General features: G+C 72.4%; 24 protein-coding genes, 3 pseudogenes and 1 riboswitch. Of the genes and pseudogenes, 12 read left to right on the top strand and 15 right to left on the bottom strand.

The window, feature by feature from the left end:
* Positions 1-63: 63 nt before the first annotated feature.
* Entirely contained in the window at positions 64-435 is a 372-nt protein-coding gene (locus ABT063_RS26690; RefSeq protein ID WP_351061218.1) for a DUF6479 family protein, read from the top strand.
* Positions 436-481: 46 nt separating this feature from the next.
* Here ABT063_RS26690 and ABT063_RS26685 read toward each other — a convergent pair whose 3' ends face one another.
* Positions 482-1,039 (bottom strand): DUF7144 family membrane protein, encoded by a 558-nt coding sequence (locus ABT063_RS26685; protein ID WP_351061215.1) that lies wholly within the window; start codon positions 1,037-1,039, stop codon positions 482-484.
* Between the two features lie 220 nt (positions 1,040-1,259).
* Here ABT063_RS26685 and ABT063_RS26680 point away from each other — a divergent pair, with 220 nt between their 5' ends.
* On the top strand, positions 1,260-1,772 hold the full coding sequence (locus ABT063_RS26680) for an FxLYD domain-containing protein (RefSeq protein ID WP_351061213.1): 513 nt from the start codon (positions 1,260-1,262) through the stop codon (positions 1,770-1,772).
* 13 nt (positions 1,773-1,785) lie between these two features.
* A complete protein-coding gene (locus ABT063_RS26675; protein WP_351061211.1) occupies positions 1,786-1,923 on the top strand; it encodes a hypothetical protein in 138 nt (45 codons plus the stop codon).
* A 98-nt stretch (positions 1,924-2,021) separates the two neighbouring features.
* On the opposite strand, the gene ABT063_RS26670 is transcribed toward ABT063_RS26675, so the two are convergent.
* Both ABT063_RS26670 and ABT063_RS26665 read right to left on the bottom strand, forming a co-directional pair.
* The gene (locus ABT063_RS26670; protein ID WP_351061208.1) at positions 2,022-2,804 is read right to left on the bottom strand and encodes an Ig-like domain-containing protein; all 783 of its coding nucleotides are present in this window, start codon (positions 2,802-2,804) and stop codon (positions 2,022-2,024) included.
* A gap of 177 nt (positions 2,805-2,981) precedes the next feature.
* Positions 2,982-4,655, bottom strand: coding sequence for a glycoside hydrolase family 13 protein (locus ABT063_RS26665; protein ID WP_351061205.1), 1,674 nt, complete (start codon positions 4,653-4,655; stop codon positions 2,982-2,984).
* A gap of 333 nt (positions 4,656-4,988) precedes the next feature.
* Between ABT063_RS26665 and ABT063_RS26660 the strand changes: the two genes are divergently transcribed.
* Positions 4,989-5,930, top strand: coding sequence for an LAETG motif-containing sortase-dependent surface protein (locus ABT063_RS26660; protein ID WP_351061202.1), 942 nt, complete (start codon positions 4,989-4,991; stop codon positions 5,928-5,930).
* Between the two features lie 440 nt (positions 5,931-6,370).
* Here ABT063_RS26660 and ABT063_RS26655 read toward each other — a convergent pair whose 3' ends face one another.
* Positions 6,371-6,730 (bottom strand): ArsR/SmtB family transcription factor, encoded by a 360-nt coding sequence (locus ABT063_RS26655; protein WP_351061199.1) that lies wholly within the window; start codon positions 6,728-6,730, stop codon positions 6,371-6,373.
* Between the two features lie 79 nt (positions 6,731-6,809).
* Positions 6,810-7,009, top strand: a riboswitch (cobalamin riboswitch).
* Positions 7,010-7,037: 28 nt separating this feature from the next.
* Between ABT063_RS26655 and nicT the strand changes: the two genes are divergently transcribed.
* A complete protein-coding gene (gene nicT / locus ABT063_RS26650; RefSeq protein WP_351061196.1) occupies positions 7,038-8,129 on the top strand; it encodes a Nickel transporter NicT in 1,092 nt (363 codons plus the stop codon).
* Positions 8,130-8,275: 146 nt separating this feature from the next.
* Here the strand turns inward: nicT and ABT063_RS26645 are convergent, their stop codons facing one another.
* Together ABT063_RS26645 and thrS are read right to left on the bottom strand one after the other, a co-directional pair.
* Positions 8,276-9,238 carry a nucleoside hydrolase gene (locus ABT063_RS26645; RefSeq protein ID WP_351061313.1) on the bottom strand — a complete coding sequence of 321 codons (963 nt, stop codon included), beginning with the start codon at positions 9,236-9,238 and terminating at the stop codon, positions 8,276-8,278.
* Positions 9,239-9,284: 46 nt separating this feature from the next.
* Positions 9,285-10,514: a threonine--tRNA ligase gene (gene thrS, locus ABT063_RS26640; protein ID WP_351061193.1), complete on the bottom strand. Its 1,230-nt coding sequence runs from the start codon at positions 10,512-10,514 to the stop codon at positions 9,285-9,287.
* A 349-nt stretch (positions 10,515-10,863) separates the two neighbouring features.
* Between thrS and ABT063_RS26635 the strand changes: the two genes are divergently transcribed.
* Positions 10,864-11,664 (top strand): hypothetical protein, encoded by an 801-nt coding sequence (locus ABT063_RS26635; protein WP_351061190.1) that lies wholly within the window; start codon positions 10,864-10,866, stop codon positions 11,662-11,664.
* 14 nt (positions 11,665-11,678) lie between these two features.
* On the opposite strand, the gene ABT063_RS26630 is transcribed toward ABT063_RS26635, so the two are convergent.
* From ABT063_RS26630 to ABT063_RS26605, 6 genes and pseudogenes are all read right to left on the bottom strand, one after another.
* Positions 11,679-12,533 carry a GAF and ANTAR domain-containing protein gene (locus tag ABT063_RS26630; RefSeq protein WP_351061187.1) on the bottom strand — a complete coding sequence of 285 codons (855 nt, stop codon included), beginning with the start codon at positions 12,531-12,533 and terminating at the stop codon, positions 11,679-11,681.
* Between the two features lie 95 nt (positions 12,534-12,628).
* Positions 12,629-13,366 carry a TIGR03943 family putative permease subunit gene (locus tag ABT063_RS26625; protein WP_351061310.1) on the bottom strand — a complete coding sequence of 246 codons (738 nt, stop codon included), beginning with the start codon at positions 13,364-13,366 and terminating at the stop codon, positions 12,629-12,631.
* Complete coding sequence (locus tag ABT063_RS26620; RefSeq protein WP_351061184.1) at positions 13,363-14,349, bottom strand: permease; 987 nt, start codon at positions 14,347-14,349, stop codon at positions 13,363-13,365. Before ABT063_RS26620 ends, ABT063_RS26625 begins: the two co-directional genes overlap by 4 nt.
* A gap of 94 nt (positions 14,350-14,443) precedes the next feature.
* Positions 14,444-15,787 carry a helix-turn-helix domain-containing protein gene (locus tag ABT063_RS26615; RefSeq protein WP_351061181.1) on the bottom strand — a complete coding sequence of 448 codons (1,344 nt, stop codon included), beginning with the start codon at positions 15,785-15,787 and terminating at the stop codon, positions 14,444-14,446.
* Between the two features lie 381 nt (positions 15,788-16,168).
* Positions 16,169-16,360, bottom strand: a complete 192-nt coding sequence (locus ABT063_RS26610; RefSeq protein WP_351061178.1) for a DUF397 domain-containing protein — start codon at positions 16,358-16,360, stop codon at positions 16,169-16,171.
* Positions 16,320-16,865: pseudogene (locus ABT063_RS26605) on the bottom strand (helix-turn-helix domain-containing protein). The gene ABT063_RS26610 and the pseudogene ABT063_RS26605 overlap by 41 nt, the downstream one beginning before the upstream one ends.
* A 143-nt stretch (positions 16,866-17,008) precedes the next feature.
* On the opposite strand from ABT063_RS26605, the gene ABT063_RS26600 reads away from it, so the two are divergent.
* The 4 genes and pseudogenes from ABT063_RS26600 (at position 17,009) to ABT063_RS26585 (ending at position 19,245) form a co-directional block, all read left to right on the top strand.
* Complete coding sequence (locus tag ABT063_RS26600) at positions 17,009-17,341, top strand: ATP-binding protein (RefSeq protein WP_351061175.1); 333 nt, start codon at positions 17,009-17,011, stop codon at positions 17,339-17,341.
* A 154-nt stretch (positions 17,342-17,495) separates the two neighbouring features.
* Entirely contained in the window at positions 17,496-17,675 is a 180-nt protein-coding gene (locus tag ABT063_RS26595; RefSeq protein ID WP_351061172.1) for a hypothetical protein, read from the top strand.
* Between the two features lie 15 nt (positions 17,676-17,690).
* A pseudogene (locus ABT063_RS26590) lies at positions 17,691-17,921 on the top strand (NPP1 family protein); the annotation flags it as partial.
* An 88-nt stretch (positions 17,922-18,009) separates the two neighbouring features.
* The gene (locus ABT063_RS26585; protein ID WP_351061169.1) at positions 18,010-19,245 is read left to right on the top strand and encodes an amidohydrolase; all 1,236 of its coding nucleotides are present in this window, start codon (positions 18,010-18,012) and stop codon (positions 19,243-19,245) included.
* Here ABT063_RS26585 and ABT063_RS26580 read toward each other — a convergent pair.
* Both ABT063_RS26580 and ABT063_RS26575 read right to left on the bottom strand, forming a co-directional pair.
* Positions 19,242-20,489 (bottom strand): hypothetical protein, encoded by a 1,248-nt coding sequence (locus ABT063_RS26580; protein ID WP_351061166.1) that lies wholly within the window; start codon positions 20,487-20,489, stop codon positions 19,242-19,244. The two genes, ABT063_RS26585 and ABT063_RS26580, sit on opposite strands and share 4 nt — an antisense overlap.
* An 83-nt stretch (positions 20,490-20,572) precedes the next feature.
* Positions 20,573-21,793 (bottom strand): PP2C family protein-serine/threonine phosphatase, encoded by a 1,221-nt coding sequence (locus ABT063_RS26575; RefSeq protein WP_502990893.1) that lies wholly within the window; start codon positions 21,791-21,793, stop codon positions 20,573-20,575.
* Between the two features lie 110 nt (positions 21,794-21,903).
* Between ABT063_RS26575 and ABT063_RS26570 the strand changes: the two genes are divergently transcribed.
* Together ABT063_RS26570 and ABT063_RS26565 are read left to right on the top strand one after the other, a co-directional pair.
* On the top strand, positions 21,904-22,380 hold the full coding sequence (locus ABT063_RS26570; protein ID WP_351061163.1) for a hypothetical protein: 477 nt from the start codon (positions 21,904-21,906) through the stop codon (positions 22,378-22,380).
* 97 nt (positions 22,381-22,477) lie between these two features.
* Positions 22,478-22,885: pseudogene (locus tag ABT063_RS26565) on the top strand (hypothetical protein); the annotation flags it as partial.
* Here the strand turns inward: ABT063_RS26565 and ABT063_RS26560 are convergent.
* Complete coding sequence (locus ABT063_RS26560) at positions 22,800-24,125, bottom strand: aminotransferase-like domain-containing protein (RefSeq protein WP_351061160.1); 1,326 nt, start codon at positions 24,123-24,125, stop codon at positions 22,800-22,802. The pseudogene ABT063_RS26565 and the gene ABT063_RS26560 sit on opposite strands and share 86 nt — an antisense overlap.
* Between the last annotated feature and the right edge of the window lie 17 nt (positions 24,126-24,142).

Raw genomic sequence — 24,142 nt, 5'->3', positions numbered from 1 at the left:
ATCACCTGAAAATACGGTCCACGCCCACGTCGCCCGAAGCCACATTTCGGCGATAATCGGAATATGAATACGGCGATGTATGAACTAGCGGCCGCGGGGGGCGATGTGCTCAACGTGATCGCCGCCTTTGCCGGAGGCCTGTTCATCGCCGGTGCCTTGATCTGGGCCGTGCGATTGGGCATGAAGGCCATGGACCAGGAGCTGCCCCACCCCCGCCCGGAGGAGCAGCCGAAGCTGCCCGAGTCCGGCCCGATCCGCGAGGTCAGGGAGGTGCGGGAGCCGGACGAAGTTCCGGTGCCCCCGGACGGGCGGGAACGGCTCATGCCGTATGAGCTCCACCACTCGGGAAGCAAACGAGGTAAGGACCAGCACCGGAAGCGCTGGCTGCCCGGTTCCAGCGGCTCCTTCGGCAGCGGCGGCCTCGGTCACACGTGACCGCCGCCTGCACCTCGGCGTGCGGGGGCGGCCCCCGCACGCCGAGCTAGCTGTGAGCGGTATCGCGCGTTGCAGCGCTGAGACGACTCTTCCTGGGCCGGTACACCGCCAGTGCCCAGATCACGAAGAAGTTGATGGCGATCATGATGACCGACCAGACCGGGGCGTACGGCAGGAACAGGAACTGGGCGACCATGCTCAGGGACGCCAGGAAGATGCCCGCCATCCGGGCCCAGGCGGCGCCCCGGAGGATGCTCCAGCCGGTGGCGGCGACGACCGTGCCCAGGACGAGGAGGATCACTCCCCAGCCGGTCAGGTTGATCTTGTAGACGTAGTCGCCGAGGCTGGCCCACACGTCGTCCTCCGCGAGCGCGGAGATGCCCTGGAAGATCGCCAGGACGCCGTTCATCAGCATCAGCACACCGGCGAATACGACCCCGCCCGTGACCCAGCCGGCTTCGGTCGGCGTCAGTGCGGGGCCGGCCTCGGCGGACGCGGGAGCGGCCGGCCGGAAGGTGTCGTCCCAGGCCGGGGGCGCCTGCCCCCCGCCCGTCGGCGGCCGACCCCCTCCGGTCGGCGGTGTCGCGTGCGGCTGCTGGGTCATGGCGGTATCCCGTCTCTGCCGGGGCGGACGGCACCGTACGCCGTGAGCCGTACGCCGGAAGCCGTCCGCCAGCGTCTCGTCCTTCGACTCCTCGACGATCGGGCGAGGCGGGGTCCGTCGCCATGAGGGCGGGGCTGTCCGGGTGAAGGTCGGCGTGCGGCCGGCCGTGCGCCGACCTTCACTGGAACCGGACACAACCCCACCGAGTCCCGGAGGCGCCATGGCCGGTCACCGTAGGCACTGGGCCACGAGCACGCCCCTGACCGCCCTGCTCGCCCTCGTCTCCCTGACCGGCTGCACCGACGACGAAAGCCCCTCGGAGACGGTCAGCAGGGCCGCCTCGGCGGCCCGGTCCATCGGCGCCGAGGCCACCGCCGCCGCATCCTCCCTCGCCGCGGAGGCCTCGGAGGCGTTCGCGTCGGCGACGGCGGAGGTGGGCCGGAGGTTCGACGAGATCGAGGGCGGCGTCGACGTCAAGGACGACGTACGGCTCGGCGCCCCGGTCACCGACGGGCGCACCACGGTCGAGGTCACCGCCGACAACACCGCCGACTCGACCAGGTCCTTCGCGGTCGAGGTCGACTTCACCGACCAGCACGGCAACCTGCTCGACGTGGTCGTCGTCACCGTCCCCGACGTCCCGGCCGGCGAGTCCGGGAAGGCCACGGCCCGCAGCAACCGCGAGCTGGGCGCCGATGTACGGGCGGTGGTGGGGCGGGCGGTGCGGTACTGAGCGGCGCGGAGACATGACCGGCACCCCGGTGGCCTTCACCGAGGAGGACTACGCGGCCCGTATGGACCGCGCGGCCCGGGACGCCGCCGCCAACGGAGACGGGCGGTCGGCGCCTGAACACCACCCCCACCGGATGCCGATCGTGGCTTGAGCCGGATCCGTCAGCCCGCCACCGGCCAGTTCAGCTCGGTGCGCAGGTCACGTGTGTCCATCTCCGGCGTGGGCTGCGTGACGTGCCCGCCCCGAAACTCATCGCCGAGCTTTGGACAACGACTTCTTCGCCGACGCGTCCCTCACCGTGATCTGAATCTGCTCGCTCGTCGCGCTCACGCCGTTCAGCGATGCCGTCGCCTGAAGCCGCCCCGCGCCGGCCGCGAGCGCCGGGCCCGGCACGCACGACCAGGTGCCGTCGGTGCCGGCGGTCGTCGCGCAGACCTCGTTCTCGGTCGCGTCCCGGACGGTGACCTGGGCGCCCGGATAGGCCGTACCGGACACCTCCGGCCGGTCGGGCAACGGCACTCCCGACTCGGGCCGGGTCAGCTTCGGCTCGGGCAGTCCGACGGTCACGGCGCACGCGCCCCGCTGCCGGACCAACCCGCTCGCGTCCGTGAGCCACAGCGCACAGCCCCGCGGCCGCGTGCCCGGCACGACGTCCCGGGGCACGGCCAGGACGAAGGGGAAGACCCGGCCCCGCCAGGCCTCGGCCGCCGCGGCACCCGTGAAGGTGTACGTCCCGCTGCCCCCGTCGCGCGCGAGAGCGCCCCGGTAGCCGCGGGCGTCGAGCGGCACGCCCCTGACGGCGATCCCGTCCGGCGCCGTCAGCGTCAACGACGACCCGGCACCCAACGGCGGCCCCGCGTACCCCGCGACCTCGACGACCCCCTCCCGCCCCGGGACGATGGTCACGGCACCCCACAGCTCACGGCCGGGCTCACCGGCGTATGCCGCGGCGGGCGACGAACCGCACAGGGCGGCGATCGCGCCCGCCACGGCTATGCCCGCCAGGGCGGCTGACTTCCTGGACCTGCTCATCGTCGGCGGAACTCCTCACGGCTTCACGACGGACGTCGGCGACCCCCTGCCAGCGATTCTCCCGTCCCGTTTCCGCAGGTGGCATGTGCTGTACGGCCGTATGGGCGAGGTGGGTTCCACGCGGTGCCGGTCCGGCGAGAGCTTCATGGAGAAGACCGGCCTGGTCGTGACAGACAGTCAGGCGATCCAGACGGTGGTGTCCGGCCCCAGCAGCCCGTCCTCCAGCGGGGCGCTGCTGAGCAGTACCTCCCCCGCCGGCAGCCGTACGGCCGCCCCCGACAGGTTGGTGACGCACCGCCAGCCGTCGTGCCGGGTGAAGTCCAGTACCCCGGCCGGGCTGTCGTCCGCCCAGGTCAGCGACTCCCCCTCCAGCAGCTTGCGGCGCAGCCGCAGGGCCGTGCGGTAGAGCTCCAGGGTGGAGCCCTCGACACCGTCCTGGGACTCGACGGCGTACGCCGCGAAGCTCTCCGGCTGCGGCAGCCAGGCGCCACCCGCCCCGAAGCCGTACGACGGTCCCGTCGCCGTCCACGGCAGCGGCACCCGGCATCCGTCGCGGCCCTTGCGGACGCGGCCGGTCTGTTCCCAGATCGGGTCCTGGAGGACCTCGACGGGCAGGCCGGCGACTTCGGGCAGGCCGAGTTCCTCGCCCTGGTAGACGTACGACGATCCGGGCAGCGCCAGCATCAGGAGCGTGGCCGCCCTGGCCCGTCGTAGGCCGTGGGACTCGTCCACCGCGGGCGCGTGACCGCCGGACAGCAGCCAGGCGTTGTCGTCGGTGCCGGGCGGGAGCATCAGCCGGGAGGTGTGCCGTACGACGTCGTGGTTGGACAGCACCCAGGTGGCGGAGGCGCCGGCCTGGTGCGCGCTGTCCAGCGAGTCGGTGATGACCTGCCGCAGCTCGTCCGCGTCCCAACCGGCCTGGAGATACTCGAAGTTGAAGGCCTGGCCGAGTTCGTCCGGACGGGCGTACAGCGTGCGTCGGGCGCCCTGGACCCAGGCCTCCGCGACCGCCATGCGGGGCGGGCGGTAGGAGTCGAGGATCTTGCGCCAGTCGCGGTAGATCTCGTGGACCTCGTCGCGGTCGTAGAAGGGGTGGGTGCCGGGCGCGAAGTGGGGCAGCGCGTCCTCGCTGCTGAGTTCGGGCGCGCCGAGGTCGCGCAGCGGCTCGCTCAGGTCCTTGGCCAGGGCGTGGGCGACGTCGACACGGAAGCCGTCGACCCCGCGGTCGGACCAGAAGCGCAGGGTGGTGCGGAAGTCGGCGCGGACCTCCTCGTTCGCCCAGTTGAGGTCGGGCTGCTGGGGCGCGAACAGGTGCAGGTACCACTGTCCGTCCGGCACCCGCTGCCAGGCGCTGCCGCCGAAGACGGACTGCCAGTCGGTGGGCGGGAGTTCGCCGTGCGTACCGCGGCCGTCGCGGAAGACATAGCGGTCGCGGGCGGGGGAGCCGGGGCCGGAGGCGAGGGCCTCCTGGAACCACACGTGCTGGTGGGAGGTGTGGTTGGGGACCAGGTCGACGATCACTTTCAGGCCGAGCCGGTGGGCCTCGGCGGCGAGCGCGTCGAAGTCGTCGAGGCTGCCCAGGCGCGGGTCGACGTCCCGGTAGTCGGCGACGTCGTAGCCGCCGTCGGCGAGTTCGGAGGGGTAGAAGGGGCTCAGCCACAGGGCGTCGACGCCGAGCGCGGCGAGATGGTTCAGCCGGCGGGTGACGCCTCGCAGGTCGCCGAGTCCGTCGCCGTCGGCGTCGGCGAAGCTGCGGGGGTAGACCTGGTAGACGACGGCCTGGCGCCACCAGTTGGGGTCGCGGGAGGAGAGGTCGGGAGTGGTCTCGGGGCGGTCGGGACGGTCGGTCACGCGGTCTCCCTCGGGGCAGTGGTGCGGGGCGCTCAAGTAGGCACTCCGGTACCTGTCCACATTGTCGGGAAAGCGAACTCGAACGCCGTCCGGAGCAGTTCATTCCCCGTGTGATGAAATTGTGATGGCCTTCTGAAGTCCCCCTCCATAGCCGCAGGTTGACAGCGTTCTGCCAGGAGATCCACGATGTGCGGACACCGTGGCGCATGTGACCAATGGGCCCAGTGCTTTTCAGACCCTGTGCATCACTCTGTGTATCTCAGGGCTCTGTGTGCGTTTTTGACCCGGTGTTCTTCGGAACACTCGCCACCCCCCTCACCCGATGGGATCCGCATGTCCATAGCTAGACGTGTCACCGCGCGCCGCCTGCTGGGGACGGGCGCCGTGGCGCTCGTCCTCTGTGCCGCCCCCGCCTCGGCCGCCTGGGCCACCGGCACCCCCGGCGGCGACGGCTGGAAGTCCGGCGGCACCTACAAGCCCGGGACGGGCGCGGGCACGGAGACCGGTACCGACCGCTGCCAGTTCTCGCTGGACGGCTCCAACTTCTTCGACTCGGTCAAGGTCGACGACCAGAACCTCAAGCCCACCGACGACGGCAAGGTCCACATCAAGGTCCGTGCCGCCGGCGACGCCACCACCTGCACCGCCTCCCTCGCCTCCTACCTCGCCCACGGCGCGACCTTCGCGACCTCCGGCGAGCAGGTCTTCGTCGACTTCGACACGGTGACCGTCAAGCCGGGGCAGACCGACTCCCTCGACATCGCGGTGCCGGACGCGGGCTGCTTCGCGCAGATCGACCTCTACCGCGGCGCGGTCAAGTTCGACGGCAAGCTCGACGCCAACGACGGATTCCAGCACGGCGACCTGCCCAAGGGCCCGGACCGCCCGGTCATCAAGGACAAGCTGATCGCGGCCTGGAACGGCGGCACGAAGAACTGCACGACGCCTCCGCCCACGGAGGAGCCGCCGTCCACGCCCACCCCGCCCCCGTCGACCCCGGAGGAGCCCACCGAGCCCTCGACGCCGACGGAGGAGACGACGCCTCCGGCGACCGAGCCCCCGGCCTCGGAGACGCCGTCCACCGAGACCCCGACCCCGACCCCCTCCGACTCCACCACCGCCCCGGCCCCCAAGCCGAACGGCGGCGGCGACAACCTCGCGGAGACGGGCGGCAGCAGCGCGACCGGCCCGATCGCCATCGGCGCGGCCGTACTCCTGGCGGGCGGCGCGGGCATCGTCCTGGCCACGCGACGCCGGCGGGCCGCTCGCTCGTAAGTACCGTCGGCTGATGGCTTGAACGCCGGACGGGCAACTCGCTCGTAGGCCCATCAGCCGACCCCTCGACCGCCGGCCGGGCAACGTCAGCCCGACCGGCGATCCCCCCGAGGCCCCGCAGGGGTGTCGGGAGCCCCGCCCGCGCACTTCCCCCGTGGTGCGCGGGCGGGGCCGTCGGCCCTGGCCTGTAGGGGTTTCAGTGCGGCCCTGACCGGAGGCAGCCGCCGTGGCCCACGTGATTGCAGACGGCGGTCGCTTCCAGGGCCTCGACCGGCTGTTCGCAGACCACGCACACAACCTGACGGCGGCGCAGCCGCTGTTCGCGGTGCCCCCGGAGAACCCGGTGATTGGCAGATCTGTTCCACCAACACGGCCACGTGACCTGGTGTTTTCCCTCGCGGGGGTGGAACAGATCTGCCAATCACCGCCTCCCACAAGCGTCAGCCCCCGTCGGCCGCGCAGTGCTCCAACAGCCCCCGCACCTCTCCGTCCACCACCCGGTACCGCACCACCCGCCCCTCCTTCTCCCCCTCCACGACCCCCGCCGCCCGCAGCAACCGCAGCGCCTGCGATACGGCGGGATCGTTCATGCCGGTCGCGATCGCCAGGTCGGACACGGCCAGCGGCCCGGTCTGGTGCAGGGCGAGGAGCAGCGCGAGCCTCTTGGGGTCCGCGAGGAGGGAGAAACGGTCGGCCCAGGTGCGGACGTGGCCGGGTTCGCCGATCGCGGCGATGGCGTCGCACACCCGGTGCCCGTCGATGGTGCGGCGGTCCGCTCGGTCGGCGGGGACGAGATGCATGCCGTCATCCTCGCAGGCGACCTGTGTGATCTTGAATACCTGCGCAAGTACGCAGCTATGCAGGAGACCGCCTGCCGCCCTACGGTGGGCGGGCCGTGGTGCTCGGGAAGCCGGTGACGCCCCTTCAGGGGCCATTCCGGAGCGGCCCTCGCCACTGTGATCGGGGAGTTCACGTCCCGTCCGGCGCAAGCCGGTGCCACTGGTCGTACGACTGGGAAGGCAGGAACGGCGGACACACGACCCGTAAGCCAGGAGACCGGCCACGGCATCTCACGAGTTGATCCACGAGGTGCTGGAGCGTGACCGTATGACCCTGCCCGAGCCCACATCCGCCTACCGCTGGCGCCGCGAGGACACCCTCAAGACCGCCGGCCTGATGGCGGTGATCGCCGCCCTGCACGTCGTGGCCTTCGGTGTTCTCTTCCTGCTCGTCGTACCCGGTCACTACGAGGTCGGCGACAAGGCCTTCGGCATCGGCCTCGGCATCACCGCCTACACCCTCGGCATGCGGCACGCCTTCGACGCCGACCACATCGCCGCCATCGACAACACCACCCGCAAGTTGATGGCCGACGGCAAGCGGCCGGTGTCGGTGGGCTTCTGGTTCGCGCTCGGTCACTCCAGCGTGGTGGTGGCGATGGCCGCGCTCGTCGCGGGCGGCGCCGCGCTCGCGGGCACCCTCATGAACGACGACTCCCGCACCCACCAGACGCTGGGGATCGTCGGTACGACGGTCTCGGGGACGTTCCTCTACCTCATCGCCGCCCTCAACCTGGTCGCCCTGCTCGGGATCCTGAAGGTCTTCCGGGCCATGCGGGCCGGCACGTACGACGAGAAGGAACTCGAACAGCACCTGGATTCACGGGGGTTCATGAACCGGATCCTCGGCCGCCTCACCAAGTCCATCAGCCGCCCCGGCCAGATGTACCCCCTCGGCTTCCTCTTCGGCCTCGGCTTCGACACGGCCACCGAGGTGACCCTGATGGTGATGGCGGGCTCGGGTGCGGCGGCCGGTCTGCCCTGGTACGCGATCCTCTCCCTGCCCCTCCTCTTCGCCGCCGGCATGAGCCTGTTCGACACCCTCGACGGCACGTTCATGAACTTCGCCTACCAGTGGGCGTTCTCCAACCCCGTCCGCAAGGTCTTCTACAACCTCACCATCACCGGCCTGTCCATCGCCGTCGCCTTCTTCATCGGCACGATCGAACTGGTCGGCGTCCTGCACGAGAAGCTCGACCTGACCGACGTCGTGACCACCTGGATCGCCGACATCGATCTCGACAACGTCGGTTACGTCATCGTCGGTCTGTTCGTGGTGGTGTGGGCGGCGGCCATCGGCTACTGGCGGCTCGCGAAGGTGGAACAGAGGTGGGCGGTACGGCCGGCCGACACCCGCTAGTGCCCCGACGGGCAACTGCCGGGCGTCGCGACATCGCTGAAGCCGGCAGCGCTGAAGCAGGCCAGCCCGCACCGCGTCGTGTCCATCCCCCGCCCGGCAAGGAGTTCCCGCTGCGCCGCGAAACGCTCCGCCGACTGCGACCGGCCCTAAACGCCCTCCACGGTCGCCAGCCACAACTTCACATACCGCTCCACGTCCACGCCCAACGCCACATCCACCAGCGGCTGTTCACGTACGCCCTCGTGGATCTCGGACTCACCGGGCCGTGAGCGGCGGTCGACGATCGTCTGGCCTCGGGTGGGGCCCGGGGCCAGGGCGACCTCGACCGGGAGGGGCTCGGTGGTGATGCCCTCCGGGTCGACGACCGCGCAGACCGCGCCCGCGTCGCCGAGGCCGCCCATGGGGGTGGGGTCGCCGGAGGTGGCGGGGTCGCGGTGGGCGAGGAGTTCGCCGGCCATGCGGAGGCGGGGTTCCGTGCTCGCGCGCAGGCGCTGGACATCCCCGGCCGGGACGAGGACCTGCTTGAAGACGTCCAGGCCGTACATCGTGATCGGCACCCCGGCCGTGAGCAGGATCGCGGCGGCCTCGGGGTCGTGCCACACGTTGAACTCCGCGACGGGCGTGGCGTTTCCGGCCGCCACCGCGCCGCCCATGAACACGATCCGCTCGATGTTCCGCACCACCTCCGGGTGCGTGCGCAGGAGCAGCGCGATGTTCGTCAGCGGTGCGGTGGGGATCAGGGTGACCGGACGGGGGGAGGCGAGGATCTCCTGCCGCAGCAGCGTGACCGCGTCGACGTCGACCGGGACTCGGGTCGGCGCGGGCAGGCCGAGGTCGCCCATCCCGTCCTGGCCGTGGACGTGCCGGGCCGTGCGGACGGGCTCGATCAGCGGGCGTTCGGCACCCCGCGCGACCGGTATGCCGGACGCCCCTGCTTGCTCCAGCACGGTCAGGGTGTTGCGGACCACCCCGTCCACGTCGGTGTTCCCCGCCACGCAGGTCACCGCGCGCACGTCGAGACCCGGGTGCCGTACGGCGAACAGCAGGGCCAGGGCGTCGTCGACACCCGTGTCGCAGTCGATGATCACCGGGATGGGCTGACCTGTCACGGCTGTCACGGCTGGGATCCTCTCTCCACGGGCTACGAGAGTGACCTTACGCAGCCCGCCACAGTTCGGTGCCGCGCTCCTCCACACAGGCTCCGATCACGCGCAGCAGTTCGGCCACCGGCACCGCCCCCGGACGCCGCCCGTCCCGCAGCCGTACGGCCGCCAGGTCGCCGCCGGCCTCCCGCTCCCCGATCACCGCCTGGTACGGCACGAGCCGCGCCGCCCGGACGCGGGCGCCGAGGGTGCCGTCACCGGGGGCCGCCAGCTCCGCCCGCAGACCCCGCGCCAGAGCCCGCCGTACGACCTCCTCCCCCTGCTCCACCTGCGCCTGCGCCACCGGCAGCACCACCAGCTGCACGGGCGCGAGCCACGCCGGGAACGCGCCGCCGTGTTCCTCGATGAGGTGCGCGACCGCCCGTTCCACGCTGCCGATGATGCTGCGGTGCACCATGACCGGCCGGTGTTTCGCCCCGTCGGCGCCGATGTAGCGCAGGTCGAAGCGCTCGGGCTGGTGGAAGTCGATCTGGACGGTGGAGAGGGTGGATTCGCGTCCGGCGGGGTCGGTGATCTGGACGTCGATCTTGGGGCCGTAGAAGGCGGCCTCGCCCTCCACCGCCTCGTAAGCGATGCCGGAGCCGTCCAGGACCTCCCTGAGCAGTGCGGTGGCCCGCCGCCACAGCTCCGGGTCGGCGACGTACTTGCCTTTGCCGCCCTCGCCGGGGAGGGAGAGACGGTACCGGGCGGCGCGGATGCCCAGGTCGGCGTAGGCGCGGCCGATCAGCTCCAGGGCCGCGCGGGCCTCCTCGACGGCCTGCTCCAGGGTGCAGAAGATGTGCGCGTCGTTGAGCTGGATGGCCCGGACGCGGGTCAGCCCGCCGAGGACGCCGGACAGCTCGGAGCGGTACATGCCGCCCAACTCGGCCATCCGAAGGGGGAGTTCCCGGTAGCTGTGGGAGCGGGAGCGGTAGATGAGGGCGTGGTGGGGGCAGAGGCTGGGGCGCAGTACGACCTCCTCCGCGCCCAGTTCCATCGGCGGGAACATGTCGTCGCTGTAGTGGGACCAGTGGCCGGACATCTCGTACAGCTCCCGCTTGCCGAGCACGGGCGAGTACACATGCCGGTAGCCGGCGGCGCGTTCGGCCTCCCGGATGTACTCCTCCAGGGTGTGCCGTACGACGGCCCCGTCAGGAAGCCAGAAGGGCAGGCCGGACCCCATCAGCGGGTCGGTGTCGAACAGGTCGAGTTCACGGCCGAGTCGGCGGTGGTCGTAGTACATGGTGAGCTCCCTCGCTCGGGGGGCGAGGTACCAGGGGGACCAAGGAACGACGCAGCCCCGGGGCACTCGCCCCGGGGCTTCGGACATGCGGTCCAGTGGTCAGCGCGCCGGGACACTCTCCGGCGTCGTCGTGAGAGACGGATGTGCGGGGACACGGTCGCGCTGCATGGCGGGACCGTAGCAGCGGGGCGCGGGGACGGGCGACCGGTTTTCCCGCCGGTCCATCGGCCTCACCCGGACGGCCCGGCCCCCGCTCACTCGGACGGCCCGGCTCACTGGTGGCCCGACGGGCGCGGTGGTGCCGTAAGAGGGCGCACTCGATCTTGGCCGCCCCAAGGAGACACCCCCGATGACCCCACCGCCGGTCCGCGCCCTCCTCGCCTCCGCGCTCTCGCTCGGCGTCCTGCTCACCGCGACCGCCTGTTCCTCGCTCATCCCCGACCCCCAGACCGCCCCGAGACCCGCCGTCCCGCCCACGACAACCCCGTCCCCGGCCACCCACCGGCCCACCACACCTCCGTCCCCGACCGCCGCCCCCGCCCTCACCCGGGCACAGGCCGAGGCCGCGCTGATCACGGAGGCCGACCTGGGCGAGCCATGGGCGTCGACGCAGGGCCCCGCGGCCTGGCGGGACGGGCTGCTCAAGGCCACGACGAAAGCCCCGGGCTGCCAGCGCCTGCTCGACGCCCTCTACGCCGAGGAACTGTTCGGCGCGGACGCCAGGGCCCGGGCGGTGATCGGCCTCGACGACGTCTGGAACGAGGCCCAACTGCGCTACCAGATCCTCACCCCGCGCCGGGCCGACATGGAGCGGACCCTGGCCTGGCTGAAGACGCTGCCCCGCACGTGCGGCCGGTTCACGGCCAGGACCGCCCACGGCTATATGCAGCGCGTCCGGGTCACCGAGGCGCCCCTGCCGGACGCCGGGGACGCCCGCCAGGGCCTGCGCGTCACCCTGTACGGCGAGACGGACTACGGCGACACCACCCTGCTCGCCCTGGAGGTCGCCGCCGTCCGCATCGGCGAAGACGCGATCACTGTCTCCAACGGCGGCCTCGGCGAAGTGTCGTCCGACGCCACGCGGGGGGCCGTGGAACTGGGGGCGAGGCGCCTGACGGAGATCCGTACGCACGGACGGGTGGAGGTCTGAGCGAAGACCGGTCCTCAGTCCCGCTCGAACCTCGTCCGGTACGCGACCACATCGCGCGCCACATCGAGGGCCGTACGGTCCCGCGCGAAGGCGTGCGCCCTCAGCCGGGCCAGCGCCTCCTCGGAGCCGACCCGGAGCTGGGCCATGATCATGCCCACGGCCTGGTAGACCTCGTCGTGGTCGGCGGCCAGGCCGCTCAGCCAGGACTCCGCACCTCGGCCGCCGTTCTCCTCCCCGCGCGGCAGCGCCATCAGGGCCACCGTCATCACGCCGGCCACCAGCAGCGCGGTGCGCAGCTCGCGGGCCGTGAGCTCGCCGGGGGTGTCGCGGTAGAGGTCGAGCGTGCCCACGCACACGGAGTCGTTGCCCAGCGGCAGCGAGTACATGGCCCGCACCCCGGCGGCCGTGGCCTGCTGCGCGAAGACCGGCCAACGGCCGGGGTCCTCGCCGGACGTCAGGTCGCAGGCGAGCACGGGCGCGCCGGTCCGCCCGGCGTGCAGACAGGGTCCGTCGCCCAGGGTGGCCTGGATCTCCGCCAGGTACGCGGCCCGCTCGCCGCTCGCGCTCAGCCGTACCGGCATGCCGTCGCAGTGCAGCGCCACGCTGGCCCCGGCCACCGGCAGCAGTTCGACCACCACCTCGCACAGCCGCCCCGGGATCTCCCTGGGCTCGGCGTCCCGCACCTCCTCGGCGATGACGTCGACGGCCCACATCCGGTCCTGCCGGTGCTCGCGCTCGTCGTCGACACCCGGTCTGCGTGGGCCCGGCGTCCGGGGGCCCGGCCTCGGGCGGTCGCCACCCGCCGCACCGCGCCCGCCGGCGTCGTCACCGGGGGCACCATGTCGATCGTTCCTGGGCCGCACGGCCACCGCCTCCTTCGACCACAGCGCGGCCAGCGTCGTGCGTGGGCGCCGCCCGACTACCCCTCGCCCATGGGGCGAAACCCGGGCGGGCAGGGCAAGCCCTACCGCTGCTCGTACGGGTCCGCCGGCTGAGGCACCCGCCGCACCGACGTGGCGTCGAGGACCGGCGGCCAGGCCGCGTCCGAGCCGAGCTCACCCTCGGGATGCCAGGTGCCGGTGACGGTGACCCAGGTGTCGACGGGCGGAGCCGCGTCCGAGCCGTCGCCGCACACTTCGGCCTTGCCGGCCGTGGCGTCGGCGGCGCAGCAGCTGACCTGGAGCCGGGTCACGTACCAGGTGCCGTCGTCGCCGTGGGTGACGAAGCCGGTCATCCGGACGGTACGACCCGCCAGCGAGCGCCCGCTGTCGTAGATCGCCCGGGACCCGAACTCCGCGAGGGTGAGCTCGACCGGGTCCCCGGCAGGGAGCGCCGGGAAGGTGCCGACGCCCTGCGCGACCCGCTGGGCGGCCTCGCGCTCCGCGCTGTAGGAGCCGAGGGCGGGCGGCGGGAAGAGCAGCAGGGCCAGGGCGGGGAGGGTGAGGAGCCAGGCGATGCGGGGGCTGTGCGCATGACCATGGCCGGGGTCCTCCTCGGGGTCGGAGTGGCCGGAGTGGTCGGGCGCCGACCGCCGTACGACCGCCATCGCCGCCCCCAGCAGCACGAGCACCGCCCCGGACACCACCAGGTACGGCCGCAGCCCCGCCTGGACGTACCGCAGGTACAGCTCGCTGAACAGCGAGATCCGCAGGATGGCCGCGCCGACGAGCGCGAGGAGGAGGGGCGAGCCGTACCGCCTCACAGCAGCCACCACCCCACCAGCACGCTGCTCGCCACGGCCACCACCCACGTCACGGCCGAGAACCGCACCGCGAAGGCCCGCCCGAAGGTCCCGGTCTGCAGGGCGATCAGCTTCAGATCGACCATCGGGCCGACGACCATGAACGCCAGCCGGGCGGTCGGCGAGAAGCCGCTGAGCGAGGCGGCGACGAACGCGTCGGCCTCGCTGCACACGCACAGCACGACCGCCAGCACGGCCAGCAGCAGCACCGACAGCCACGCCGATCCGGTGAAGACGTCCAGGACGGAACGCGGCACGGCGATGTCGAAGGTCGCCGCTGCCGCCGCGCCGAGGACGAGGAAGCCGCCCGCGTGCAGGAAGTCGTGTTGCATCCCGGCGCCGAAGGCGCGCGGACCGCCCTTGTCCGCGGATATACGTCGCTCGGGCAGCCGTATCCACTTCTCCCGTCCGAAGCGGGCCCACAGCCAGCCCATCACCACCGCCGTCGCCAGCGAGGCGAGCAGCCGGCCCAGCACCATGGCCGGCTGACCGGGGAAGGCGATGGAGGTCGCCACCAGCACCACCGGGTTGATCGCGGGCGCGGACAACAGAAACGCGAGGGCCGCCGCCGGGGCCACCCCTCGCCGCATCAGACTCCCGGCGACCGGCACGGACGCGCACTCGCACCCCGGGAGTACGACCCCCGCGGCCCCCGCCACCGGCACGGCAAGGGCCTGGTTGCGCGGGAGGAGCCGGCGGAAGACCTTCTCCGGTACGAAGACACCGATCGCCGCCGAGACGACCGTACCGAGGAGCAGGAACGGCACGCCCTGGACCGCGACGGCCGTGAAGACGGTCCACCAGGCGGCGACGGGCGGGGTGTACAGGTCGAGGGCGAGCATCGGCCCGAGCACGGAGACGACGGTCGCGATGGCGAGCAGGGCGGTGCCACCGAGAACGGCGTACACCAGGGCGCGCACGGCGAGCCGCAGCCCATCGCCCACGGTTCTCCGGTTCTCCGGTTCTCCACGCGCCTCGCCCGCCACTCGTCCTCTGCCGGAGGCTAATCGGGGCCGCTGCGCGCCGCCCCGGTTTCCGTCACAGAGGAGGCTGTGCGGGTGCGGGCCCGAGGGTGGTGGTGCCGGGGGCGGTACGGTGGCCCAGTCCCGTCCGGTACGCGTCCAGCGCGGCCTCCACCCGGCCGGTACGGCGCAGCAGGTCCCCCAGCATCCGGCACAGGTCGGCCAGGTCACCGGCGGCGCCCGCCCGCTCCAGCAGGCTCAGCGCCCGGACGTAGTGTTCCTCGGCGGCCTCGGTGTCCCGGGTGTCCTCGGCGATGATGCCGAGGAGGCGGTGCGCGGCGGCGGAGTGCAGGGCGCCGCGTTCGGAGCTGAGGTCGCTGAGCACCTCGTGCAGCAGCGAGGCGGCCTCCTCGGACCTGCCGCGCCGGTGCAGTACGTCGGCCAGCTCGACGGCGACCTGGCTGGAGTAGAGGGCGGCCCGCTTGGCGGAGAGCATGGTGAGGGCTTGGCGCAACTCGCCTTCCGCGGACTCCAGTTCACTGTTCTGGGCGTGGATGTACCCGCGCATCCAGTGGCAGTTGGCGAGCTCGGTGCGGAGCTGTAGCTGCCGGTACAGTTCGGCGGCCTTGGCCAGGGAGGCGTCGGCCTCGGCGAGGCGGCCCTCGGCGAGCAGGGTGCGGGCGACGGACCGGTGCATACGGGCGACCAGGGCCGGGTCACCGGCCTGCGGCGCGAGCGCGAGAGCGAGCTCGGCGGCCTGCGCGGCGCGGGCGTGCGCGCCCATGTCCATGTACGGGCCGATGACGCTGGCGTAGAGGAGGAGCAGCGCGTCGGGGTCGTGCAGGCCGCCGCGGTTGAGCTCGTCGAGGGTGGACTCCAACAGGTAGACGGAGTAGCGGAGTTCGCCCGCCAGGTAGTGGGAGACGGCACGTCCGCGCAGGGCCGGGACCCGGGCCGGCAGCGGCACGTCCCCGAACGCCTTCTCGGCCCGCTCGAAGTACAGCCGTCCCGCCGCCAACTCCCCCGTCTCCAGGGCGCATTCGCCAAGCCCGAGCAGCGCGGCGGCCCGCACCTCGTCGAGGTCGAGCGTCTCCGCCTCGGCGAGCAGCCGGCCGTACTGCTCCGCCGCCGCCTCGGCCTCCCCGGTGGCGAGGGTGCGCTGGGCCTCGGTCAGCCTGAGCCGCAGGTCGGTGACGAGGCGGGCCGGCCGCCCGGTCGCCAGTTCGTCGAAGCCGACGCCGAGCCGCTCGGCGAGGTGCCTGAGCGCCTCGTCGGAGGGACGCACGCGGCCGGCCTCCAGCGTCGAGATGTAGGCGGGCGTGTACGCCGGTTCGGCCAACTGCTTCTGCGTCAGCCCGCGTTCGACCCGCAACTGCTGCAACCTGCGCCCGATGGTCACCGGGTCGTCGCGCTCCGACATGCCCAACTCCCCTGACGGCTCTTGCCGTTCGGCTCTGTCAGCCCTTAGGTTAAACGGCGTATTAAGCACGCTTAAGTTACCGCTGCTGCGAGGTCACCGTGGTCGAACGCACCAGCACCACCCAGCGTTACACGAGGAGTTTCGCCGCCGCCGTGATCGCTGTCGCCGCCCTGGTCCTGGCGGCGAACGCGGGTCCGGCGAAGGCTACGGAGCCACAGCAGGCGCGACCGGCAGCCCACTTCGCGGACTCTGCCGGGCGCTAGGTGTATTGACCCGCAGCGTTGTTCACAGGCCGCAGGGTGGCACGCCGGGTGTTCCAACCCGCCACCCAGTCACCGCAAAGTCAGCACGAGACTAGCCAAGAAGCGAGTGGCCCAACGGTCACTTGGAAACGTGGTTGAGGAAGGCCGACCAAGTGGTGGGAGAGACGGTGACGTGCTGAGTGAGGCGACGCTTCGAGTCGCGGATGTGGAGGGCGGAGGTGGCGGCGACCTCGACGCAATCGCCACCGGTGTTGCCGCTGTACGACGACTTACGCCACCGCGCGTTGGTCAGGTCCTGGCTCGTGCCCATAGCGCTCCTCCATCACCCGCGCGATCAGTGCCGCCGAATCCCTTACCGAGAGGGCAGCGGCCTGCACGGAAGGCGTAACGGAGGGCGGCTTCCCTGACGGTGTCCGGGCGATACAGCGCCGCCTCGTCCAGCACCACCGGCGTCAGCGGCGGTTGCTCCCTCTTCAGGATGCGCTGGCGTTCCATTCGAGCTGCCACCAGGTCATCGAGGTTGTCCGGCATGCCGGTGGCAAGGAGACGTACGTCGCCTTCGCCTCCATCTCCGCATACGGCTGAAACCACGCCGGAAGTCGGCTTCGCAGTACCAACCCCACCAGCCGTGAGAACGCCCCGTCCGTCATCAACGCCGCATCCGCCCGCTCCGCGAATTCCCGCGTCGGGACCTTGTGGGCGGTCTCGATCTGGCCGATCAGGGACCCCGTGCAGAAGATGCTGCTGCCGAGTTCCCCCTGCGTCATCCCCGTTGCCTCCCTGTAGCGGCGCAGTTCGTAGCCGAAGTAGTCCAGCGGGGAGGCGCTCGGGTCGAGTCGGCGGAACTGCCCAGCAGAGCACCGAGATTGGCGTCAGGTACGGCCTCAGTCTCACCGTCGGTGACCACTCGGCGCGGCATCTGCGGAGCACACTGCGGGCCTATCTCCGTGCCTGGGAGATGCCCGAGCTGGTCGACGCAGCCACGCTCGCCCTCACCGAGCTGGTCGCCAACGTCGTACGGCATGTACCGGACCGGAAAGCCGCGTTGCTGATCCTGCGGCGGCCCGGCGGGGTCCGGGTGGAGGTGACCGACACCGATCCCCGACCGCCGCAGGCACCGTCGTCCACAGCTGTGGACGAACCCGCATCCGCACCCACACCCGAACTCGCCGACGGCGGTCGCGGGCTGCTCATCCTCGATGCCGTCACCGACCGATGGGGATGGCATCACCGCCCCGACCACTCCGGAAAAACCGTCTGGTTCGAATGCGACACCAAGCCGACGGATTGATGGGCCCGCGCAGCGGACCGGCGAGGACGACGTGTTTCGCCGTTTCGCCAACGCGAGATGTACGCCGATCGACACGAGAGGCACGGCCGGTGACGCCCGCGAGAACACGTCGCGGCACCACCCCTCACGGACCGAGCCACTGGAGAACACCCGCATGTCCCAGGCAGTCAAGAAGAAGAGACCGAAGCCCCGTCTCGGCAAGGCCGCGCTCGTGGCCGCCACCGCCACCGCCCTGACCGTCGGCCTGACCGGCAGCGCCAACGCCGCCGTCCTGACCCCCTTGCCGTGGAACGCGGCCACCTTTCAGGACAAGTACATGCCGCTGTTCGACTAAGACTCGGACAGCTGCTTCCCCGCGGCGGCCGTCGACGCGAGCGGAAGGCTCAACGGCGGCCTCGACAACACCGGAGCGATCACCGGTGGATGCAGGAACAACCACCTCGGCAAGGCCAACACGTACTCGCAGGGCTGGTGCAAGAACGGCTGGTGCGCCTACGTCTACGCCCTCTACTTCGAGAAGGACCAGACGCTGGCCGGCGCCGACGCCTTCGGACACCGCCACGACTGGGAATGCGTCGTGGTCTTCCAGGAACTCGAAGTGGGGCAAGGCCAACTTGACGCACGCCGGGTCCTGACGCACGGCCGGGGAGCGTGGGTACGCTGCCGACGTGACCTCTCCCGCCGCCCGCACCGCGCTGGACCTCACCGCCGACCTCCCGGTGTCCGCCCTGGAGGACTTCTACCGGGACCTGCACCGCCACCCCGAGCTGTCCCTGGAGGAGCACCGCACGGCCGGGAAGCTCGCCGAGCGCCTCCGGCGGGCCGGATACGAGACCACCGAGGGCATCGGCGGCACCGGCGTCGCGGGAGTACTGCGCAACGGCGACGGACCGGTCGTACTCCTGCGCGCCGACATGGACGCGCTGCCGGTGCAGGAGGAGACGGGACTGCCGTACGCCTCGAAGACGGCCGGGCTGATGCACGCCTGCGGACACGATCTGCATGTGACCTGGCTGGCGGGGGCGGCCGAGGCGCTGTCGGCCGGGCGGGAGGCCTGGTCCGGGACGCTGCTGCTCGTCGGGCAGCCCGCCGAGGAGACGGGGCTGGGCGCGGCCCGCATGGTGGCCGACGGGCTGTACGAGCGCTTCCCGCGCCCGGACGTGCTGCTGGGCCAGCACGCGGTGCCGGGTCCGGCGGGTCTGTACGGCCACACGCCCGGCCTGATCCTCTCCGCCTCGACGGACATCGACATCGTGGTGCACGGGGTGGGCGGGCACGGGTCGCGGCCCGAGACGGCCGTCGACCCCGTGGTGACGGCGTGCTTCCTCGTCACCCGGCTCCAGACCGTCGTCTCGCGCGAGATCGCCGCCGGGGAATCGGCCGTACTGACCGTCGGACGGGTCGAGGCGGGCACCCGGCCCAACATCATCCCGGCCGAGGCCCGGATCTCGCTGAACGTCCGTACGCAGTCCGAGCAGGTCCGGGAGCGGATGATCGCGGCGATACGGCGGATCGCGGCCGGTGAGTGCGCGGCGGCGGGCTGCCCGCGCGAGCCGGAGGTGACCGTCGGCGAGTCCTTCCCGCTCACGGTCAACGACGCCGAGACCGACCGCCGGGTGGCCGCCGTGCACGGCGAGGTCTTCGGCGCCGCGACGGTCCTCGACCCCGGCCCCGCGATGGGCAGCGAGGACTTCCCGCATCTGGCCGCGGGCGGGCTGCCGTACGCCTACTGGTTCGTGACCGCCACCCCGCACGAGGTGTGGGACGCGGCCCCCGGCGACGACCTCACCCAGAAACTCGGCGCCGTCCCCAGCAACCACAGCCCGCACTTCGCCCCGGACCTGTCGACACTGGCGCCGGGGGTACGGACGCTGGTCTCGGGGGCGCTGGCGATGCTGGGCTAGTTCTGGGTCTGCAACTGGCTCAGCTGCTGTTTGATGTTCTCCAGTGCGCCCACGCGGCGGCCGGGCACACGGCCGCGCAACTCCGCGAGCGCCAGCCCGAGTTCACGGGCGGGGGCCGCGTCGCGGATCTGCCCCCACTGGTGGTGGGCGCGGTCCACGGCCGCCTCGACGGCGGGCGTTTCCGGGGTCTGACCGGCGTTGAGCCGGGCGGTGGCCACGGCCAGCCAGGTACGGCAGCTGCGGACCGGGTCCCCGGCGAACATCGCCAGGTCCGCGCGGACTTCGGCCCAGTGCAGGGCCTGTTCGGAGCCGACGCCATGGGCGCGTACGGCGGCCTGCTCGTGCTCGGCGGCGAGGGCGTCGGCGTCGCTGTGCCGGCCGGACTGGACGGCGGCGGTGATGTAGGCGTGGGGGTCGTCGTCCGCGGGCCGGGTCTGAGACCGACTGACAGCACCTTCTCGAGGCCGGTCAGCTGTATTCAGCCCGTCGTGGGGGTCCCCCCGCTCGAGCGAAGCCGAGAGTGGGGGAGTTTGAGGACGAGGCCGTTCAGGCCGATACGGGGGTCTGGGGGCGAAGCCCCCAGGGACAGCGGCCACCCCAACGCCGGGCACCCCGACACCCGGCACCCCCAGCACCACATCCGCATACACCTCGCTCCCCAGCCGAGCCAACACCTGCTGATGCAACTCCGGTACGGCAGGCCGGTGTCCACTCCGCAGAATCGTCGCGACCGCCTTCATGTACGTCGGTGCGGCCACCGTCCGCCGCGACGGCGGCGGCGCCACACGGCCGTACACCGCGATGTTGCGTCCGCAGTCCAGCGGATGCGCCCGCAGCCACCCCCAGGTCTCCGCGTCCGCGTGCAGGTCGAGCACCAGGGTCGTCGTCCCGGCCTGCCGCAGCCGCAGTTCCTCGCGGATCCAGTGCCAGGGAAGGCCGGTGTAGCGGACCGTGGCCGTGGTCGTGCGGGCCAGCGCCAGATGGGGCAGATGCTGACGGCGGTCCAGAAGCAGCTGCCCGGTGACGAACACGGTGAGCGGCCCGGGAGCCGCCGCCGCGGCACGCAGGCGGGTGAGGACGGCCTGCGGTTCCAGCGGGTCGGCGAGTTCGACGACGTTCGCGGTGTCGGTGCCGGACAGCACGGCGGGTGGCACGGCCGCGAGGACGGGGAGCACGGAGGCCGCGTCCACCAGACAGCCCTTGCCCACTGGCGCGGCGGCGAGCAGCAGCACGGTTCCGGGCATCGGTCCCTCCCCAATTCCCCGTCGATATCCCCCGTCGATCACGTACGTCAGCACCGTAACCGCTGCGGCTGCAAAGGGGGGCCTCAGGACTGCAAACGTCCCTTTCGAGCGGACTCGTCGGCCCGGCGTACGGCGAACACCGTCGTGTCGTCGGCCAGTCGTCCGCCGCAGTGCCGCAGCGTGCCGTCCCGCACGAAGGCGACCAGCCGGTGGGGATCGGCGGTGCGCGGGTCGGCGGTGACGGCGCGGGCCACCTCGTCGGTGAGCGGGTAGAACAGTCCGTCGCCGTCGCGGGCCTCGGTCACGCCGTCGGTGGTCAGCAGCAGGGTCGTGCCGGGGGCGAGGGGCACGCGGTGCACGGGCGGCAGGCCGGCGGCGAGTTCTCCCAGGCCCAGCGGGAGGCCGTCGCCGGGCGGCAGGGGCCGTACGCCGTCGGGGCCGACCGCCAGCGGGGGTTCGTGGCCGAAGACGACGGCCTCCACCACCTCGCGCCCGTCCTCGCCCGGGGTGAAGCCGAGCAGCACGGCGGTCGCGAACCGGTCGCCGTCCTCCCGGCCGAGGGCGGTGACGAGCAGGTCGTGCCGGCGCATGCGGATCTCCAGGCGTTCGGCGACCGTCGCCAGGTCCGGCTCGTGGTAGCCGGCCTCGCGGAACGTACCGAGCAGCGCGGCCGCCGCCTCGACCGCGCCGAGCCCCTTGCCCTGCACGTCGCCGAGGAGGACGCGGGTGCCGTGCAGGCCGGGCTGGATGTCGTAGAAGTCGCCGCCGACGCGGGCCTGGCTGTCGGCCGCGAGATAGACGGCCGCGTGCTCCAGGCCGCCCCAGACGGGCGGAAGGTCCCGCAGGACGGTACGGCGGGTGGTGTCGGCGACGTCCCGCATGTGCAGCATGCTGCGCTCGCCGCGCAGCCGGACCTCGCAGGCCAGCAGGGCGAGGACGCCGCCGACGGCGACGAGGACGAAGTCGGGCAGACCGGTCTGGTACTGGTGCGGCCAGGCGCTGTCCGCGAGGACGTACGTGACGACCGCGAGGACGGCGAACCCGGCCGTGCCCCACATCCCGCAGATCGCGGCGGCGATGCCGGGCACCAGCACGATCCAGGAGATGATGCGGAACTCGCCGCTGGTGTTGAAGTCGACCGCCGCGATCGCGCCGAGCAGCAGCAGCGGCGGCATCCAGGCGACGCTGCGGCCCCGGACGCGCAGCATCTGGTGCGGTCCCAGGACGTCCTCCTGCCCCACGCGGGGCAGCCGGGCGAGGACACTCCGGCGACCGCCCACCGGTCTCAGTACTCGGCCGCTCACGGGCTCAGCGAAACATGGGCCCGCGGGGCCCGCATCCCTTCCGACGACTTGCCAGGGCGTGTCCCCGGGTGTGCTCTGGTAGGCGGGGGCGAGGAGAGAGGAGCGCTCTCATGGCTCACGCGGCACCCACGCCCGGCGGAACGCACGGTATGCGCGGGACGCGCGCGAAGCGCCGTACGACCAGGCCGACCCGCACGCCCGACATCTTCAGCGAGCAGGTCCACAAGGTGGCGAAGTATGCGATACCCGTCGCCCTCGGGCTCCTCTACGGCTACTGGGCCGCGGCCAACCGGCGCGACGGCGGGCCGATCACCGGCGAGAACCTGCTGTTCGGCTTCGTCACCGCGCTCGCGTTCATCGTGCTCTGCATCGCCGTGGCGGTACTGGCCCCGCGCCTGATACGCGAACTGCACTCACTGACGAAGTCCGCCTTCGCGGGCGCTGCGATCGGCTTCCTCTACAGCCAGGGCGGCGCCGGCGTCTGGGCGTCCGTGCTCCTGGGCCTGGTCGTCACGGCGGCGATCTTCGCGGTGTTCTTCTACCGCTACTACACGCGCGAGGACGCGGAGGGGAACCGCATCCGCTGAGCCGGGCCGGGAGCCACCCGTTCGGCTCCGCCGAACGCACCCGTTTGCAGTCCCGCCGCTCGCACACCCGCCCCCGCGGGTCTTGCCTGGAAGGTGCCCTCGGCTCCGGAAGGGGTTCCACGTGCTCGACATCGCCGCTGTCTGGCTGCCCGTCACGGCCGCCGTGCTCGCCGTCGCCGGGATCGCCCTCGCGGCCTGTCGCCGCCGCGCGGTCACGGCCACCGCGCTCGGCACGGCGCTGGGCGGTGCCTTCCTCGCCCTCGCGGTCGCCGTCGGCCGCCGCCTCACCCTGGCCGACCTGCCCGACCCGGCCCACCAGCCGGCCGCCGGCGCGCTCTACGACGCCCTCACCGCCACCCTGCGCACGGTCTCCCGGCTGCTGGTCGCCCTCGGTCTGACGGTGGCTGTGACCTGCCGGCTCAGCGGACCTCTCGTGCGACGCCGGCGAGCGTCCGCAGCGCCCGCCGCAGATCCGGCACGGCGGCCGACGCGAGCCCGAGCCTGACCGCGTCCGGAGTGCGGCCGGGGTCGACGGCGAAGGCCGGGCCCGGCGTGACGGCGATGCCGTGCGCCGCGGCGGCGGCCGTGAAGGTGTCCGCGCGCCAGGGCGCGGGCAGCTCCCACCAGGCGTAGTAGGCGCGCGGATCGGACCGTACGGAGAAGCCGTGCAGCTCCTGCCGAAGGATCCGCTGCCGGTGCGCCGCGTCCGCCCGCTTCGCCGCGACCAGCCGCTCCACCGTCCCGTCCTCGATCCACCGCACGGCCGCCTCCATCGCGAACCGGCTCGCACCCCACCCGCCGGACCGGATCGCGTCCGCCACGGTCGCACCCCGGTGCGGCGGTACGACGGCGAAGCCGACGGTGAGCCCGGGAGCGACGCGTTTGGACAGTCCGTCGACGACGTGGGTGAGGCGGGGCGCGTGCACGGCGAAGGGGTCGCCGTCGGTCAGGAAGGACCAGATGCGGTCCTCCACGACGGGGATGCCCAAGTCGGTGACGACGTCGGCGAGTTGACGCCGCCGCTTCTCGCTCATGGTCAGGGACGTCGGATTGTGCAGCGTCGGCTGGATGTACAGGGCGGACAGGGGAGCGGTGCGGTGAGCGGTGGCGACGGACTCGGGGAGCGGGCCGTCCTCGTCCGCCGTCAGCGGCACCAGCGTGATGCCGAGGCGGGCCGCGATCTCCTTGACCACGGGATACGTCAGCGGCTCGACGCCGACGCGGCCACCGGGGCGGACCAGGGAGGCGAGGGTGGCGGCGACGGCCTGGCGGGCGTTGCCGGTGAAGAGGAGCTGGTGGGGGCCGGGCCGTCGGCCCGGAGTCGCGAGGAGGGAGGCGGCGGCCTCCCTGGCCGACGGGGTGCCGTCGGCGGGCGCGGGGCGCATGGCCTCGGTCAGGACGTCGGGGCGGAGCAGGGGCGCGAGGGTGGGGGCGAGGAGCTCGGACTGGCCGGGCGCGGACGGGTAGTTGAGCTCCAGGTTGACGGGGGCGGTGGTCGCGGGCTCGGTGAGTCCCCGCCCGGCCCCCGGCCCCGCCGGAGTCGCCCGCACGAAGGTGCCGCGACCGACCTCGCCGACGACCAGCCCCCGCCGCACGAGTTCGCCGTACACCCGCCCCGCCGTCGACCCGGCGATCCCGCGCCGCCGCGCGAACAGCCGCTGCGGAGGCAGCCGTTCGCCGGGCTTGAGCCGTCCGGCGGCTATGTCGTCGGCGAGCCGGTCGGCGATGCGCCGGTAGTCGTCCACAAGGCCCCCTTCGGAAG

The sequence above is a fragment of the Streptomyces sp. NPDC002838 genome, assembly GCF_040295365.1.
Lineage (GTDB): Bacteria > Actinomycetota > Actinomycetes > Streptomycetales > Streptomycetaceae > Streptomyces.
The sequence above is the reverse complement of the archived record's forward strand: the minus strand, read 5'-3'. Positions and strand labels throughout refer to the sequence as shown.